Here is a 15,417-nt window from a genome sequence, read left to right as displayed (position 1 = left end):
TTGAAAGCACTCGTCCGAAAACTCGGCAATATCCACCCGGACCATCAGCGCATCTTCAAAGGCGCGTTCCGGGTGGCGGTGTTCCTGCTTCTGGGCAAGGCCGCCGGCGCCATCAAGGAAATGGCGGTGGCGTACCGCTACGGCGTCAGCGACGCCGTGGACGCCTACCAGTTCTCGATGACCATGGCCACCTGGCTGCCGGTCACGATCGTGGGCGTGCTGTCGGTGGTGCTGATTCCCGTGCTGGTGCGGCTGAGCCGCGCCGAGCGCGCCGAAAAAGAACAATTCATCCGTGAGCTCCAGGGCTGGGTGGCCGCCGCCGGCATCGCGCTGGCGATCCTGACGTGGTTTGGCTGGCCCTATGTGGTGAACTGGCTGGGCAAAGGCCTGTCCGACCACGTGCGCGACATGACGGGCGACTTGCTTGTCGCCTTTGCCCCCGTGTCGGCCCTCTTGCTCATTGCAGGCATCAGCGCCGCGCGCCTTCGCGCGCAGGAGCGGCACGTCAATACCCTGCTGGACAGCGTGCCCGCCGTCGCCACCCTGGCGTGGGTGATGCTGGCCACCAGTGCCGATGGCGTCGGACCGCTCCTGTGGGGCACGCTGGTCGGCTACGCCATCCAGACCGCCTGGCTGGCCTGGCTGGCGGCGCGGGCCGACGGCAATTTCTGGGGCGCGCCGCGCCTGTCCATGAAGTCTCCCCACTGGCCCGAACTGATGAGCGCTGCCGGCGTGATGCTGATCGGCCAGGTGGCCATGAGCTTTGTCGGCCCCCTGGACCAATACGCGGCGGCCAACCTTGGCGCCAACGCCAACGCGACGCTGGGCTACGCCAGCCGGCTCTTGTCCCTGTTGCTGGGCATCGGTGCGGTGTCGGTGGGACGCGCCGCGCTGCCCGTGCTGGCCGACGTCCAGGCCCGCGGCGACACCGCGCGGGCGCGCAGCATGGCGCTCAAGTGGTCGCTGCTGATGGTGGGCGCGGGCGCGGCGGCGGTGGCCGTGGGTTGGGTGCTGGCGCCGTGGGGCGTGGCCGTGCTGTTCCAGCGTGGCGCCTTTACCGCTGAAAATACCGAAGCCGTCGCGCATGTGCTGCGCTGGGGGCTGTTGCAGCTGCCCTTCTATTTCGGCGTGCTGATCCTGGTGCAGCTCCTGGCCAGCCAGAACCGCTATCGCATCATGGCCGCCATCGCGGTCGCCAATTTTGCGCTGAAGGCCGTGCTGAACACCGTGCTTGCGCCCCGAATGGGCGCGGCCGGCATCATGCTGGCAACCAGCCTCATGTATGTGCTTTCCTTTGCCTGCTACCTGGTGGTGGCGATGCGCAAGGCTGAACCCAAGGGGGCCGATTGAATGTCCAACGCCGACTCCGCCCGTCCGGCGCGCGTCCTGCTGTTCATCCATTCCTTGCATGGCGGGGGGGCTGAGCGCGTCGCCGCCGACCTGAGCGCCCACTGGGCCGCCGAAGGCAGCGAGGTCATGGTGGTGACGCAGGCAAGCGCCGAGGGCGATGTCTATGCGCTGCATCCCAAGGTTCGCCGCGAAGTCCTGCATACGGCAGGCGAGGGCGGCGGACTGCGCGGCATCCTTAGCAACGTGCAGCGCGTGCGAGCATTGCGGCAGGTGGTCAAGGCGTTCCGGCCGGACATCGTGCTGGGCATGATGACCACGGCGTCCGTGCTGTCCGTGCTGGCGTGCGCGGGGCTCGGCTGCCGCGTCATCGCCACCGAACATACGCATCCGCCCTCCCAGACCCTCTCGGGCTTTTGGCAGCGGCTGCGCCGCCTGACGTATCCGCGCGCCGCGCGGGTGGTCGCGCTGACGCGAGGCACCGCGGACTGGCTGGAACAGCATGTTCCGGGCTCAAGGCTGGCGGTCATCCCCAACCCCGTCCACTTTCCGCTGCCGCGCGCCGAACCCATCCTGACGCCGCCCGCCGCGCCGGAACGCAAGCGTCTCCTGGCGGTCGGCCGGCTGCACGGGGACAAGGGATTCGACCTGTTGATCCAGGCGTTCGCGCGGCTGGCGCCGTCGCATGCCGACTGGGATCTGGTTATCCTGGGCGAAGGCGACGAGCGCGGCGCGCTGGAAGCGCAGGTGCGCGACGCCGGACTGCAATCGCGCATATCGATGCCCGGACGCGCCGGCAATGTCGGCGACTGGTACGACAGCGCCCATCTGTACGTGCTGACCTCGCGTTTCGAAGGGCTGTCCAATACGCTGCTGGAATCCATGGCCAGCGGGCTGGCCGCGGTGTCGTTCGATTGCGATACGGGCCCGCGCGAAATCGTGCGCGAAGGCGTGGACGGCGTGCTGGTGCGGCCCAATGGCGACGTGCCCGCGCTGTGCCAGGCGCTGGACGCCGTCATGAGCGATGACAATGGCCGCGGGCGCATGGCGCAAGCGGCGACGGAAGTGCGCGACCGCTTCTCGGCCGCGCGCGTGCTGCAGAAATGGCAGGAACTTTTTGACGGCGTGCGTGCATCGGGCCGCTAGAGCCCTGCGCGCGCCGTTGCTACGGTGACCACGAGAACCTCATCATGTGTGGAATAGTCGGAATTTGGGGCCCCATGGGGAACAAGGCGCAAGTGCTGGCGGACAGCTGCCGCCGCATTCGCCACCGCGGGCCCGACAGCAATGGCTTCTGGGAAGACGCCGACGCCGGAGTCGCATTGGCGCACGTGCGCCTGGCGATCCTGGACCTGACCGAAGCGGGCCACCAGCCCATGACGTCCGCCTGCGGCCGCTACGTGATGGTGTTCAACGGCGAAATCTACAACCACCTGGACATCCGCAAGCAGCTGGAACAGTCGGCGCTGGCCCCCGCGTGGCGCGGCCACTCCGACACCGAGACCCTGCTCGCGGGCTTCACCGCGCTGGGCATCGAGGCCACCTTGCAGGCCGCGGTGGGCATGTTCGCCATCGCGCTGTGGGACAAGGCGTCGCGCAAGCTCGTGCTGGCGCGCGACCGCATGGGCGAAAAGCCCCTGTACTACGGCTATTCGAACGCGGAACTGGTGTTCGCCTCCGAGCTCAAGGGCCTGATGCCCATCCCGGGCTTTGGCCGCAACCTGAACCGCAACGCGCTGGCGTCGTTCATGCGGCACAACTACATTCCGGCGCCGCAATCCATCTACGAAGGCATTGCCAAGCTGCCGCCGGGCACGTGGATCGAATTCACCGCCGACGACACCCGCAGCCGGCGCATGCCCGAGCCGCGCGTGTACTGGTCGGCGCGCGAGGCCGCGGACACGGCCGCCCGCTCGCGGCTGTCGTTCGATTCCGACGCACAGGCGACCGACGCGCTGGAAGGCGTGCTGTCCAAGGCCGTGGGCGGACAAATGCTGTCCGACGTGAGCCTGGGCGCGTTCCTGTCGGGCGGCATCGACTCGTCCACCATCGTGGCCCTGATGCAGGCGCAAAGTTCGCAGCCCGTGCGCACGTTCGCCATCGGCTTCCACGAAAAGGGCTACGACGAGGCGCAGCACGCCAAGGCCGTCGCCACGCACCTGGGCACCGACCACACGGAACTCTACGTCACCGCGGAAGACGCGCTGGCCGTGGTGCCGACGCTGGCCGACATGTACGACGAGCCGTTCGCGGATTCGTCGCAGATCCCCACGTCGCTCGTGACGCGCATGGCCCGCCAGCACGTGACCGTGGCGCTGTCCGGCGACGGCGGCGACGAACTCTTCGGCGGCTATTCGCGCTACTTCCGAGTGGACAACTGGTGGAACCAGTTCGAACGCGTGCCCGCGTTCCTGCGCAAGCCCGGGGGCGCGATGCTCAGCGCGTCCACCCACCTGCCGGGCCGAGGGGCCTGGCGCGGCAAGGTCGGCAAGCTGGGCGAACTGCTGCGCGCCGACACGCGCGGCGACTTCTACCGCCATTTCGTTTCGTACTGGGCCAATCCGTCCAGCGTCGTGAAGGGCGGAGTCGAGCCCGTGTCGGAATTCGAGCGGGCCATGCAGGGATCCACCTTCGAATCGATGATGAAGCTGGACACGGTGACCTACCTGCCCGACGACATCCTGGTGAAGGTGGACCGCGCCGCGATGGCGGTCAGCCTGGAGACCCGCGTGCCGCTCATTGACCATCGTGTCTACGAATTCGCCTGGAGCCTGCCGCACCAGTACAAGGTGCGCGGCAACACGGGCAAATGGCTGCTGCGCCAGGTGCTGCACCGCCACGTACCCCAGGCGCTGGTCGACCGCCCCAAGCGCGGGTTTGCCGTGCCGCTGGCCGCCTGGTTGCGCGGCCCCTTGCGGGAATGGGCGGATGCGTTGCTGAACCCGACTCGCCTGCGCCAGGAAGGCTGGTTCGAGCCCGAGCCCATCCTGCGCAAATGGCGCGAGCACACGTCGGGGCATCGCAACTGGGATAGCCATCTCTGGGGCGTGCTGATGATGCAGGCCTGGCTGGACTGCTATCGCGCGGGCATGGACCAAGGGGGACCGATTGAGGACCGTTGACGAATGAAAATACTGATGCTGGTCAGTTCCATGCACGCCGGCGGCGCGGAAAGAGTCGCCGCCACCCTGGTGAACGCATGGTCGGAACGTGGAGATAGCGTCGTCCTGACGCCCACGTACTCGTCCAAAGGCACGTGCTTCTACCCGCTGTCGGACAAAGTCCAACTGGCATGGCTGGCCGATTTGGCCGGTACGCGGGTGTCGGGCCCGATGGCGGCGTTCAAGCGGCTGTTGACGCTGCGCAAGCACATCCGAGACACGCGGCCGGACGTCGTGGTGTCCTTCCTGACCAACGTCAATGTGGCCGCCATCCTGGCCACGCGTGGCCTGAACGTGCCGCTCATCGTCTGCGAGCGCACCAATCCCGTCGCTGAAACCACCACGGGATCCGTCTGGCGCCGGCTGCGCCGCATCCTGTATCCCCGCGCCGACATGGTCACGGTGCAGGCGGAAGACACCGCCGGCCCGTTCGGGCGCCAGGTGCCGGGCATCAAGCGCCTGGCCGTCATCCCGAATCCGCTGCCGGCGCCGTTGCTCGATGCGCCGCTGGTGCAGCAGCTTGAAGACGGCGCGCCTCGCGAACTGGTCGCGATGGGACGCCTGGTTCCCGACAAGCAGTTCAATCTGTTGATCGATATCTTCGCCCAGCTCGCGCCCGAGTTTCCCGATTGGAACCTGCGCATCTGGGGCGAAGGCCCCGAGCGCGAAGCGCTCCAGCAGCAGGTGGCGCGCCTGCGGCTGCAATCTCGCGTCAGCCTGCCCGGACGAACCGAGGCCCCGTGGGAAGAACTGGCGCGCGGGCAGGCCTTTGTGCTGAGTTCGCTGGTCGAGGGCTTTCCCAACGTTCTCCTGGAAGCCATGTCGCTGGGCCTGCCCTGCGTCGCCTTCGACTGCCCCAGCGGCCCTCGCGAAATGACGCGGGACGGCCAGGACGCGCTGCTGGTGCCAGCCGGCGACCGCGTGGCGATGACCGACGCCTTGCATCGCCTGATGAGCGACGCGTCCCTGCGCCAGCAACTGGGCACGCGCGGCGCCGCGGCCGTGCGCCAGCGCTATGCGCTTTCCAGCGTGCTGGCCGAATGGGATGAGCTTTTCGAAGCCGTTCGGGAGGGGCGATGAGCGCCGCTCCTTTACGTGTGCTGCATGTCATCACGGGATTGGGCCAGGGCGGCGCGGAATCCGTGCTGTTCCGTCTGGCGACCTGGCCGGAAGGCGGCGCCGAGCACACGGTGGTGTCGCTGACCGACGATGGCATCTACGGAGAACGCCTGCGCGCGGCGGGCGTGGCCGTGCATGCGCTGGGCATGAAGCGCGGACGCGTCAGCCTGCGCGGCTTCATGGCCTTGCGCGGCCTGATCGCGCGGATCCGCCCCGACGCCGTGCAGACCTGGATGTATCACGCCGACCTGATCGGCGGCTTGGCGGCTCGCATGGCGGGCGTGCGAGCCGTGGCGTGGGGCATCCGCAACTCAGGTGAGCACCTTGAACGCAGCAGCCGCTCGGCGCGGCTGGTCCTGCGCGCCTGCGCGATGCTGTCCGGCATCGTGCCGCGGGCTATCGTGTGCGCGGCGCAGAACGCGGCGCGGCGCCACGCCGACAAGGGCTACCGGCGCGACCGGCTGGTCGTCATCTCCAATGGCTATGATCTGTCGCGCTATGCGCCGGATCCGCAGGCCCGTACCCAAGTTCGCGCGCAATGGGGACTGTCCGAGGACGTCCCCGTGATCGGCTGCGTGGCGCGGTGGGATCCGCTCAAGGACCATGCCAACCTGCTGCGCGCCGTGGCCGCGCTGGTGCGCGACGGCCGCGATGCCGGCCTGCGCTGCGTGCTCATCGGCCGCGACATGACCCCCGACAACGTGCAGCTGGCCGCCTTGCTGGACAAACTCGACCTGCGCGATCGCGTGGTGCTGAACGGACCCAGCGACGACGTGCCCGCCGTGATGAACGGCCTGGACGTGCATGTGTTGTCCAGCTGCGCCGAAGGCTTTCCGAACGTGGTGGCCGAGGCCATGGCGTGCGGCGTGTATTGCGTGGTGACGGACGTCGGCGACGCGTCCTACATCGTCGGCGACACGGGCGTGGTCGTGCCGCCCGAGCAGCCCGAGGCGCTGGCCCGCGGCATCGAGTCCGCCCTGTGCGACGTGGCCGCGCGCGGCCGCGAGCGCGCCGGCGAGGCCGGACGCGCCCGCGTCCTCGAAAATTTCGACCTTGCGCGCATGGTGCAAAGCTATATCGCCGTCTGGCGCCGTATTTCTGGAGTCCAAGCATGAGCGCCGGACGCTGCCTGCTGTTTGTGGTCAACAACCCGGCCTTCTTCATGTCGCACCGCGTGCCCGTGGCGGTGGCCGCGCAGCGGGCCGGCTACGACGTGCATGTCGCCACCATGGATGGCCCCGCCGTGGCCGACATCCAGACGCTGGGCATGACGCATCACCCCATCCCCATGACCCGTAGCGGCAAGCATCCATTGCAGGAGCTGGGCACGTTGATGGCCCTGATCCGGCTGTTTAAGCGCCTGCGCCCCACGGTCGTGCATCTGGTCACCATCAAGCCCGTGCTGTATGGCGGCATCGCCGCGCGCCTGACGCGCGTGCCGGGCATGGTGGCGGCCATTTCGGGCCTGGGTTTCGTCTTTCTTTCCAATTCGCTGAAGATGCGGCTGGTGCGCTCCGTGGTGGCGCGCCTGTACCGGATCGCGCTGGGCCATCCCAACAGCCGGGTGATTTTCCAGAATGCCAACGACCGCGACTTGCTCAAGTCGCTGGGTGCGGTGCGGGATGACCAGGTGGTCATCATCCGCGGCGCAGGCGTCGATCTGGACGCCTATCGGCCTTCACCGGAACCGCCGGCGCCGCCGGTCGTCGTCACCATGGTGGCGCGGCTGCTGCGCGACAAGGGCGTGCAGGAATTCGTGCAGGCCGCCAGGCTGCTGCGCGAGCGTGGCGTGCCGGTGACGATGCAGCTGGTGGGCGGCCTGGACGCCGGCAATCCCACTTCCGCGACGCAGGACGACATAGAGGCGTGGCGCAACGAAGGCTGCGTGCAAGCGCTGGGCGAACGTTCCGACGTCGCCGCGCTGTATTCGGCTTCGCATATTGCGGTGTTGCCGTCGTATCGCGAGGGTCTGCCCAAGTCGCTTATCGAAGCTGCGGCATGCGCTCGTGCGGTCGTGACGACCGACGTGCCGGGCTGCCGCGACGCCATCGAACCCGGCGTGACCGGGCTGCTGGTGCCGGTGCGCGACGCGTCGGCGTTGGCCGACGCCATCGCCCGCCTGGCCGAGGATGCGGCGTTGCGCCAAGCCATGGGTGTTGCAGGCAGGGCGCTTGCAGAACGCGAATTCGATATCAACCAGGTGGCGCGCGTCCACGTGGCGGTGTACGACGCGCTCAGCGCCTGATCGCGTCGATCCAGAACCGCGTGGACGGATCCTGCTGGCTGGCCTGAGGCGCATCCAGCTCGCGCATGATGTTCTTGGCCAGCACCTTGCCGAACTCCACGCCCCACTGATCGAAGGGGTTGATGCCCCAGATCACGCCCTGCGTGAACACCTTGTGTTCGTACAGGGCCAGCAACGCGCCCAAAGTGTAGGCTTCAAGGCGCGGCAGCACGATCAGGGATGACGGGCGTCCGCCGGGGTGTACCCGGTGCTGCGCCAGCAGGCGCGCGCGCGCCGGGTCCCGTTCCGTCGCGGAGGTTTCCGCCAGCGCTTCCGCGTACGACTTGCCGCGCAGCAGCGCAGAGCGCTGCGCCAGGCAATTGGCGATCAGCAGTTCGTGGTGCCGCGCGTAGGCGTGGTCCGGTTGCTCGCACAGGATGAAATCGACGGGCGCGCCCGCCGCATCCTGGTGCAGCCATTGGAAAAACGTGTGCTGGCAGTCGGTGCCCGGCATGCCCCACACCGCGGGCCCGGTCGGCACGCCGACGGGGCTGCCGTCGGCGGTGGCGACTTTGCCCAGCGATTCCATTTCCAGCTGCTGCGCCCACGGCACGAGGTTGTACAGCCGGGAATCATAGGGGGCGATGACAAGCGAGTCATAGCCCAGCACGCTGCGGTTGGCCACGCCCGTCAGCGCCATCTGCACGGGCGCGTTCTCGGCGAAGGGCGCGTTGCGGAAATGGTCGTCCATGGCCGCGGCGCCCGCCAGCAACTGATCGAAGGCGTCGTTGCCAAGCGCAAGCGCGATAGGCAGGCCGATGGCGGACCACAGCGAATAGCGCCCACCGACCCAGTCCCAGATCTGGAAGATGTGATCGGGCAGGATGCCCAGGTTCAGCGCGGCCTCGACGTTGCAGGTGATGGCCACGACCTGCTTGATCGGATCCGCCACGCCGGCGTCCCGCAGCCAGTTCATGGCGACTTCGGCGTTGGCCAGCGGTTCGGTGGTGGTGAAGGACTTGGACGCGACGATGACCAGCGTGTTGTGCGGGTCAAGGCGGCTCATTGCCTCGGCGACCGAATGCGAGTCGACGTTGGATGCGAAGCGGACTTCGCGGCGCGCCCCTTCGTGACGCAGGGCGCGCGTGACCAGGCGGGGCCCCCAGTCGCTGCCGCCGATGCCCAGATGCAGGACGTTGCTGTAGCGGCCGGCCGCGTCGGCCGCGCGCACGAATTCGCGCAGCCGTTCGCGTTCGGCCAGCACCGCCTTGGCCACCATGGCGGGCGGCTCGGCCGCGCGCAAGGCGGTGTGCCAGGCGGCCCGACCCTCGGTCCAGTTGGCCTGCCCGCCGTCAAACAGCCGCGCGCGCCAGGTGTCGAAGTCCTGCTCCGCCAACAAGGCCTGCGAGGCGGCCAGCAGATCCGGCGACTGCGCCTGGGCGGTCAAGTCCAGGCGCAGGCCGGGCGCATTGATGAGCCGCAGCTTCTGGCCATCGCGGGATGCTGCGTGTGTTGCGGCGATGAACTGCTGCCACGCGGGGCTGTTGGATAAAGGCATGGGCGGATCAGAAAGGCAGGGTGGCGTTCGGCGCGAGTTTGGTCAGTTCACGCCGGAAGTCGGCCTGGATGCGTTCCAGCGCTTGCTGGGACTGCGCTTCGAAGCGCAGCACGACAACGGGCGTCGTGTTCGACGGCCGCGCCAGGCCAAAGCCGTCCGGGTACTCGGCCCGCACGCCATCGATGGTGATGACGCGATTGGCGTCAGGGAACTGGCCCTGTTCCTGCAGCGCATTGACCAGCACGAAAGGCTGGCCTTCTTCCATCTCCAGCTTGAGCTCGGGCGTCGATACGTCCTGGGGCAGGGCTTCCAGCGGAGCGCACGAATCGGCAAAGCGGGACACGATCTCGAGCAGGCGCGCGCCGGTGTAGAGGCCGTCGTCAAAGCCGTACCAGCGTTCCTTGAAAAAGATGTGCCCGCTCATTTCGCCGGCCAGGGGCGCGCCGGTTTCGGCCAGCTTGGCCTTGACCAGGGAGTGGCCCGTCTTCCACATCAGGGGGGCGCCGCCAGCGGCTTCGACCGACAGGCCGACGTGGCGGCTGCACTTCACGTCGTAGATGATGGTGGCGCCGGGATTGCGCTCAAGCACGTCGCGGGCGAACAGCACGAGCTGGCGGTCGGGCCAGATGATCTGGCTGGATTTGGTGACCACGCCCAGGCGGTCGCCGTCGCCGTCGAAGGCCAGGCCCAGTTCGCAGTCGGTTTCAGCGACGTGCTTGATCAGGTCCTGCAGGTTCTTGGGTTCGGCGGGATCGGGATGGTGGTTGGGGAAGTTGCCGTCCACTTCGCAGAACAGTTCGTCGACCTCGCAGCCAAGTGCGCGGAACAACTGGGGCGCGATCGCGCCGGCCACGCCGTTGCCGCAGTCGATGGCGATTTTCATGGGACGCGCAAGCTTGACGCCGGAGGCGACGCGCGCGATGTAGGCCTGCGCCAGATCCAGCTGGCGGCGCGTGCCGGCGGCGACAGCGGCTGCGGGCGTCGGGTCGTTCATCGCCTGCGCCAGCGCCTGCACGTCATCGCCGTAGAGCGCGCGGCCGCCCATCATCATCTTGAAGCCGTTGTACTTCGGCGGGTTGTGGCTGCCGGTGATGGCCACGCCCGAACCGGTCTGCATGATATTCGCGGCAAAGTAGACCAGCGGGGTGGGGACCATGCCGACGTCCAGCGTGTCCACGCCGCCTTCCAGCATGCCTTCCTGCAGGGCCAGGGACAACATTTCGCTGCTGAGGCGGCCGTCGCGGCCTACCACCAGCGTCTGCACGCCTTCCGAGCGGGCGCGCGCGGCGAGCGCCACGCCCAGCGAACGGGCGAAAGCGGCGTCGATGAGGTCCGGCACCGTGCCGCGAATGTCATAGGCCTTGAAAACAGAGGCCGGAAATTGTGTATTGTTGCCCACGACGATTCCTCGTTAAAGAGACAGCGCGGATTGGCACGGGGGTAATGGTAAACCCGTACATCAAGGCCGCTATGGCAAGGGTCAAAGCAGGATTATCCCCCATCGGCGCAAAGGGCTTCATCCTTCGGGCGGAGTAGGGCGTTTACCCGGGGGTGTGCCCCGAGACGGTGCGCGGCGCAGGGCGAAAGGCTGCCTTGCGGTGCAGAATCGGGCGGCGTGGAATCCCGCGCAGGGGGACGGGCGGCATGGCATGGAAGTTGCTCGTCATCCGAAGGTGATACGCTTGCCATGCAAGCAGAAAGACCAGGAGGGGCCATGGGCGCCAAAGTATCCACAGTCATGTCATCGGGCGGCGCCACCAGTCGGCGAGGTCCCCCCACGGACTTTGCCGGGCCATCCGCCGGCCGCGAACGCCGGCTTGATATCCACATCGCCCTGGCGACGGACGGCCAGCTGGCCGCCAGCCGCGCATGGGAGCGCAGCGTATGGCGCGAAGCCCGTGTCCTGATCGCGGAGTGTCCAGCGCCCCACCTTGCGGTCTCGATGGAAAGCGCGCTGCGCACCGTGGCCGCCAGCCTGGCGCGCGACCTCGGGTGGCAGGGCGCCGGAACGGTCTCTTTCTCGCTGGACGATCGCAGCGGCGTATTCCGCGTCATCGACGCCCAGGCGCAGCCCCGTTCCCAAGCCATGCCCGCGGCCGACCACGAACCCATCGCCGCTCACGTTCTTGAAATTCGCATTGACGGCTGCGGCGACCGCCGCCTGCCGTGCACGCGGCTCATGGTGTGCGGCGCCACGCGTGGCGAAGTCCTGCGCCGCGCCTATCGCGCCCTGTCCGAACTGCCCGGACCCGCCGGCGTTGACCGCGCCTTTCTGATGAACCGCATCGCGTCCCGGGCGTTCTGCTCGGGCATGACTGGCAGAAGGCTGGACCAGGCCGTCGGCTGATCCGCAATAACGCGGCGCTTCGGCGCCGGCCGGCCAGCCCCTACAATAGTTCGCACATCCTTAGAACCGCGCCTGGCCCCGGCCAGGCCTTCCGCGTGCGACATCCATGACATTGCTGAGCGATCTACAGTCCCTCCTGGGCGTCTCCCATGTGCTGACGGGCGCCGACGCCGAGACCTACGTGCTGGATTGGCGCCGCCGCTATCGCGGCACGGCGCTGGCGGTGATCCGCCCCGGCACCACCGCCGAGGTCGCCGCGGCGATGAAACTGTGCGTGCAGCATGGCGTGCCGGTGGTGCCGCAAGGAGGCAATACCGGCTTGTGCGGCGGCGCCACGCCGGACGATTCCGGCACGGCCGTCGTCCTGTCCACCGCCAGGCTCACCGCGGTACGCGCGCTGGACACCGATAACGACACCATCACGGTTGAAGCGGGCTGCATCCTTCAAGCCGTGCAGGAGGCCGCCGCGGCGGCGAACCGGCTGTTCCCGCTGAGCCTCGCCGCCGAAGGCAGCTGCACGATCGGCGGCAACCTGGCCACCAACGCCGGCGGCACCCAGGTGCTGCGCTACGGCAACACGCGGGATCTCACGCTGGGACTGGAAGTCGTGACCGCCGAAGGCGAGATCTGGGACGGACTGCGCGGCCTGCGCAAGGACAACACCGGCTACGACCTGCGCGACCTGTACATCGGCAGCGAAGGCACACTCGGCATCATCACCGCCGCCACGCTCAAGCTGTATCCGCGCCCGGTGGCGTCTTGCACCGCGCTGCTGACGCTGGACAGCATCGACAATGCCGTGGAAGTGCTGTCGCGCGCCCGATCCGGGTTCGGCGCCTCGCTGACCGGCTTCGAACTCATGAGCGGCGCCTGCCTGCAGGCGGTCGTGCGGCTGTTCCCGCAACAGCGGCTGCCCTTCGAAGGCGAGTCTGCCGCATCGCCGTGGTTCGCCCTGCTGGAGCTCTCCGACAGCGAAAGCGAAAGCCATGCGCGTGAACGCTTTGAAGCCGTGCTGGGCGACGCGATCGAAGCCGGTTTGGTGAACGACGCCGCCATTGCCGCCAATGTGTCGCAAAGCAAGGCGCTGTGGCACCTGCGCGAAAGCATTCCGCTGGCCGAGGCGGAACTGGGCAAGTCGGTCAAGCATGACGTGTCGATTCCCATCTCGTCCATCGCGGGCTTCGTGCACAAGACCAACGCCTTGCTGCAAGCGCGCTTCCCCGGCGTGCGCCATGTGATCTTCGGCCATCTGGGTGACGGCAACCTGCATTACAACGTGGCCAATGCGCCCGGACAGACCGAAACGGAACTGCTGGCGCTGCAAGGCGAGATCTACGGGGTGGTCCACGACAGCGTGCACGCCCACAATGGTTCGATCAGCGCAGAGCACGGCGTGGGCCAGCTCAAGCGCGACGAATTGCCGCGATACAAGAACCCCGTCGAACTCGCGCTCATGCGGCGCATCAAGCGCGCGCTCGATCCGCAAGGGCTCATGAATCCCGGCAAGGTGCTGCAGGCGTAGTCGCGCCTTTATCCAGGAACCAGACCATGGCAGCCAGTCCCGCAGCGGGTGCGCACCGGCGAGTGCTGATCGTCGAGGACGACCACATCATCGCCGGCAACCTGTACAGCTTCCTCGAGGCGCGCGGCTTTCTACCCGACGTGGCCTATAGCGGGCCCGCCGCGTTGCAGCGCCTGCAAGAGCATCGCTTCGACGCGGTGCTGCTGGATATCGGCCTGCCTGGCATGGACGGCAACGCCGTGCTGCATGCCATGCGCACCGAAAGGCGGCTGGACGTTCCGGTGCTGATGCTGACCGCGCGAGACAGCCTGGAAGACAAGCTGGCGGGATTCTCGTTCGGCGCGGACGACTACCTTACCAAGCCTTTTGCCTTGCTCGAGGTCGAAGCCCGGCTGCTGGCGCTGATCCAGCGCGCCAAGGGCTCGACGGTGGATTCCGTGCGCGCCTTCGGGCCGTTGCAATACGACACTCGCAGCCGCGCGGTCTCGGTCAATGACGTTCCCGTCCACCTGACGCGCAAGGCCGTCCTCATCATGGAAGTCCTGCTGCGCGATCCGGGTCGCGTGGTGGCCCGTGAAGAGCTGGAGTCCGTTCTGTGGGGCAATGAACCTCCGTCGTCCGATGCCCTGCGCAGCCAGGTGCATCTGTTGCGCCGCGCGCTCAGCGACGCCGGCTTCGACGGCATTGAAACCGTGCACGGCACCGGCTGGCGCCTGGCGCTGCCCGGCGCCCAGCCATGAGCCGCGCCGCAACCGGCACGTTGACCCAGCGCGTCGTGTGGGCGCTGACGGGAACGGTGGCGCTGTTCGTCACCGCGCTGGCGCTCCTTGCCTACCTGACGTTCGACCAGATGGAAGACGACCTGGTCAACGAAATTCTCAACACGGAAATGGATCGTCTGGTTCAGCATGCGCGTACCAGCGATGATTTCCTGCCGCGCCAGGGCGGGCGTGAACTGGGTGGCTCCATGCGCGCGTGGCTCAGCGTCGACGGACAGCCGCCCGCCGGGATGCCGCCGGATCTCCTGCCCCTGGATATCGGCTTGCACCTGATCGAACCTGGCGCCTACACGTGGCACGTGATGGTGGCCGAGACCGGCAAGGGCATGGTGTACCTGCTGTACGACGCAACCGACAACGAAGCCCGAGTCCACGACTTCGGGCTCATCGTGCTGGGCATGGGCGCCATCTGCGTCGTGCTGGCGTACGCGCTGTCTCGGCGGGTGGCGGCGGTGGCGGTCGGGCCGTTGCTGGACCTGACGGACCGCCTGGCGACCTGGGCGCCCGGGGCCCCAGACATGGCGGTCACGCGCGACGACGAGGCGGGCCGGCTGATCGAAGCGTTCAATCGTGTGCAGAACCAGGTGGACAGGTCGATTGCACGCGAACGGGAGTTCGCGGGCAACCTCAGCCACGAGGTCCGGACCCCGTTGGCGGCGATCCGCTCCGACAGCGAGTTGATGCTGTTGACGCAGGCGCTGACGCCGGACCAGCATCAGCGCCTGACGCGCATCGTGGAAAACGTGGACGACGTGATCGTCAGCCTGGAAAGCGCGCGGGCGATGGCGCGCGACCAGCTCCGCACGCCGGAGCCCGTGGACATTGCCGAATGCATGGAAGACGCGTGGCGGGGCTATGCCGCCCAGGCCAGCCTGGCGGACCTGCGTTTCGAAAACCGCATCCCGACAGGGCGGGTCCAGGCGCTTGACCGCTATGCACTGCTGACCGTGCTGCGCAATCTGGTCCGCAACGCCGTCGAGCACGCCGCACCGGCCACGCTGGCGGCGTCTTTGGACACCGACGGCGCGTTGGAACTGCGCGACGACGGCAAGGGCATCGCGGCCAGCGACCTGCCTTTCCTGTTCCGCCGCTACTACAGCGGCCGCATGCGGGATTCGGACAACGCTGGCGGCGCCGAGGCGGCCCGTGGGTTGGGCCTGGCGATCGCCAAGCGCGTCTGTGACATGCAGGGGTGGTCGCTCACCGTCGACTCGTCCCAGGAAGGTCAGGCCCGCGGCACACGGTTCCTGTTGCGTTTCGAAGGCGGCGTGGCGGGCCCGACCGAAGCGCGAATTTGACGATTTTTCGACTGTCGGGCTCGTACAGTCTGTGGCTTGCCCGACACGTCCTGAATCGCCTC

12 protein-coding genes are annotated in these 15,417 nt (G+C 67.8%); 10 read left to right on the top strand and 2 right to left on the bottom strand.

Annotated elements, in window-relative coordinates; all coding sequences use genetic code 11:
• From murJ to RT614_RS16880, 6 genes are read left to right on the top strand one after another with little or no spacing between them, the layout of a single operon-like run.
• On the top strand, positions 1 to 1,350 hold the full coding sequence (murJ, locus tag RT614_RS16905; protein WP_313623283.1) for a murein biosynthesis integral membrane protein MurJ: 1,350 nt from the start codon (positions 1 to 3) through the stop codon (positions 1,348 to 1,350).
• Positions 1,351 to 2,493, top strand: a complete 1,143-nt coding sequence (locus tag RT614_RS16900; protein WP_313623282.1) for a glycosyltransferase family 4 protein — start codon at positions 1,351 to 1,353, stop codon at positions 2,491 to 2,493. It abuts the gene before it with no gap.
• Between the two features lie 44 nt (positions 2,494 to 2,537).
• Positions 2,538 to 4,469, top strand: a complete 1,932-nt coding sequence (gene asnB, locus RT614_RS16895) for an asparagine synthase (glutamine-hydrolyzing) (RefSeq protein ID WP_313623281.1) — start codon at positions 2,538 to 2,540, stop codon at positions 4,467 to 4,469.
• Between the two features lie 3 nt (positions 4,470 to 4,472).
• On the top strand, positions 4,473 to 5,588 hold the full coding sequence (locus RT614_RS16890; protein ID WP_313623280.1) for a glycosyltransferase family 4 protein: 1,116 nt from the start codon (positions 4,473 to 4,475) through the stop codon (positions 5,586 to 5,588).
• Positions 5,585 to 6,742 (top strand): glycosyltransferase family 4 protein, encoded by a 1,158-nt coding sequence (locus RT614_RS16885; RefSeq protein WP_313623279.1) that lies wholly within the window; start codon positions 5,585 to 5,587, stop codon positions 6,740 to 6,742. The genes RT614_RS16890 and RT614_RS16885 overlap by 4 nt, the downstream gene beginning before the upstream one ends.
• Positions 6,739 to 7,872 (top strand): glycosyltransferase family 4 protein, encoded by a 1,134-nt coding sequence (locus RT614_RS16880; protein ID WP_313623278.1) that lies wholly within the window; start codon positions 6,739 to 6,741, stop codon positions 7,870 to 7,872. Before RT614_RS16885 ends, RT614_RS16880 begins: the two co-directional genes overlap by 4 nt.
• On the opposite strand, the gene pgi is transcribed toward RT614_RS16880, so the two are convergent.
• The gene (gene pgi, locus RT614_RS16875; RefSeq protein WP_313623277.1) at positions 7,862 to 9,409 is read right to left on the bottom strand and encodes a glucose-6-phosphate isomerase; all 1,548 of its coding nucleotides are present in this window, start codon (positions 9,407 to 9,409) and stop codon (positions 7,862 to 7,864) included. The two genes, RT614_RS16880 and pgi, sit on opposite strands and share 11 nt — an antisense overlap.
• A gap of 7 nt (positions 9,410 to 9,416) precedes the next feature.
• The gene (locus RT614_RS16870) at positions 9,417 to 10,808 is read right to left on the bottom strand and encodes a phosphomannomutase/phosphoglucomutase (RefSeq protein WP_313623276.1); all 1,392 of its coding nucleotides are present in this window, start codon (positions 10,806 to 10,808) and stop codon (positions 9,417 to 9,419) included.
• A gap of 315 nt (positions 10,809 to 11,123) precedes the next feature.
• On the opposite strand from RT614_RS16870, the gene RT614_RS16865 reads away from it, so the two are divergent.
• The 4 genes from RT614_RS16865 (at position 11,124) to RT614_RS16850 (ending at position 15,355) form a co-directional block, all read left to right on the top strand.
• Positions 11,124 to 11,756: a BPTD_3102 family carboxylase-like protein gene (locus RT614_RS16865; protein ID WP_313623275.1), complete on the top strand. Its 633-nt coding sequence runs from the start codon at positions 11,124 to 11,126 to the stop codon at positions 11,754 to 11,756.
• Positions 11,757 to 11,862: 106 nt separating this feature from the next.
• A complete protein-coding gene (locus RT614_RS16860) occupies positions 11,863 to 13,278 on the top strand; it encodes an FAD-binding oxidoreductase (RefSeq protein WP_313623274.1) in 1,416 nt (471 codons plus the stop codon).
• Between the two features lie 26 nt (positions 13,279 to 13,304).
• Entirely contained in the window at positions 13,305 to 14,018 is a 714-nt protein-coding gene (locus RT614_RS16855; protein WP_313623273.1) for a response regulator transcription factor, read from the top strand.
• A complete protein-coding gene (locus RT614_RS16850; RefSeq protein ID WP_313623272.1) occupies positions 14,015 to 15,355 on the top strand; it encodes a HAMP domain-containing sensor histidine kinase in 1,341 nt (446 codons plus the stop codon). Before RT614_RS16855 ends, RT614_RS16850 begins: the two co-directional genes overlap by 4 nt.
• The last annotated feature ends 62 nt before the right edge of the window (positions 15,356 to 15,417 follow it).

The organism is Achromobacter sp., from assembly GCF_032102605.1.
Taxonomy (GTDB): domain Bacteria; phylum Pseudomonadota; class Gammaproteobacteria; order Burkholderiales; family Burkholderiaceae_B; genus Achromobacter.
This window is presented reverse-complemented; position numbering and strand designations above follow the sequence as displayed.

What these genes read in the sequence shown, in the direction of transcription:
- RT614_RS16900 (WP_313623282.1), top strand. Translation starts at nt 1,351, where the DNA reads ATGTCCAACGCCGACTCCGCCCGTCCGGCGCGCGTCCTGCTGTTCATC.
- asnB (WP_313623281.1), top strand. Translation starts at nt 2,538, where the DNA reads ATGTGTGGAATAGTCGGAATTTGGGGCCCCATGGGGAACAAGGCGCAA.
- RT614_RS16890 (WP_313623280.1), top strand. Translation starts at nt 4,473, where the DNA reads ATGAAAATACTGATGCTGGTCAGTTCCATGCACGCCGGCGGCGCGGAA.
- RT614_RS16885 (WP_313623279.1), top strand. Translation starts at nt 5,585, where the DNA reads ATGAGCGCCGCTCCTTTACGTGTGCTGCATGTCATCACGGGATTGGGC.
- RT614_RS16880 (WP_313623278.1), top strand. Translation starts at nt 6,739, where the DNA reads ATGAGCGCCGGACGCTGCCTGCTGTTTGTGGTCAACAACCCGGCCTTC.
- pgi (WP_313623277.1), bottom strand. Translation starts at nt 9,409, where the DNA reads ATGCCTTTATCCAACAGCCCCGCGTGGCAGCAGTTCATCGCCGCAACA.
- RT614_RS16865 (WP_313623275.1), top strand. Translation starts at nt 11,124, where the DNA reads ATGGGCGCCAAAGTATCCACAGTCATGTCATCGGGCGGCGCCACCAGT.
- RT614_RS16860 (WP_313623274.1), top strand. Translation starts at nt 11,863, where the DNA reads ATGACATTGCTGAGCGATCTACAGTCCCTCCTGGGCGTCTCCCATGTG.
- RT614_RS16855 (WP_313623273.1), top strand. Translation starts at nt 13,305, where the DNA reads ATGGCAGCCAGTCCCGCAGCGGGTGCGCACCGGCGAGTGCTGATCGTC.
- RT614_RS16850 (WP_313623272.1), top strand. Translation starts at nt 14,015, where the DNA reads ATGAGCCGCGCCGCAACCGGCACGTTGACCCAGCGCGTCGTGTGGGCG.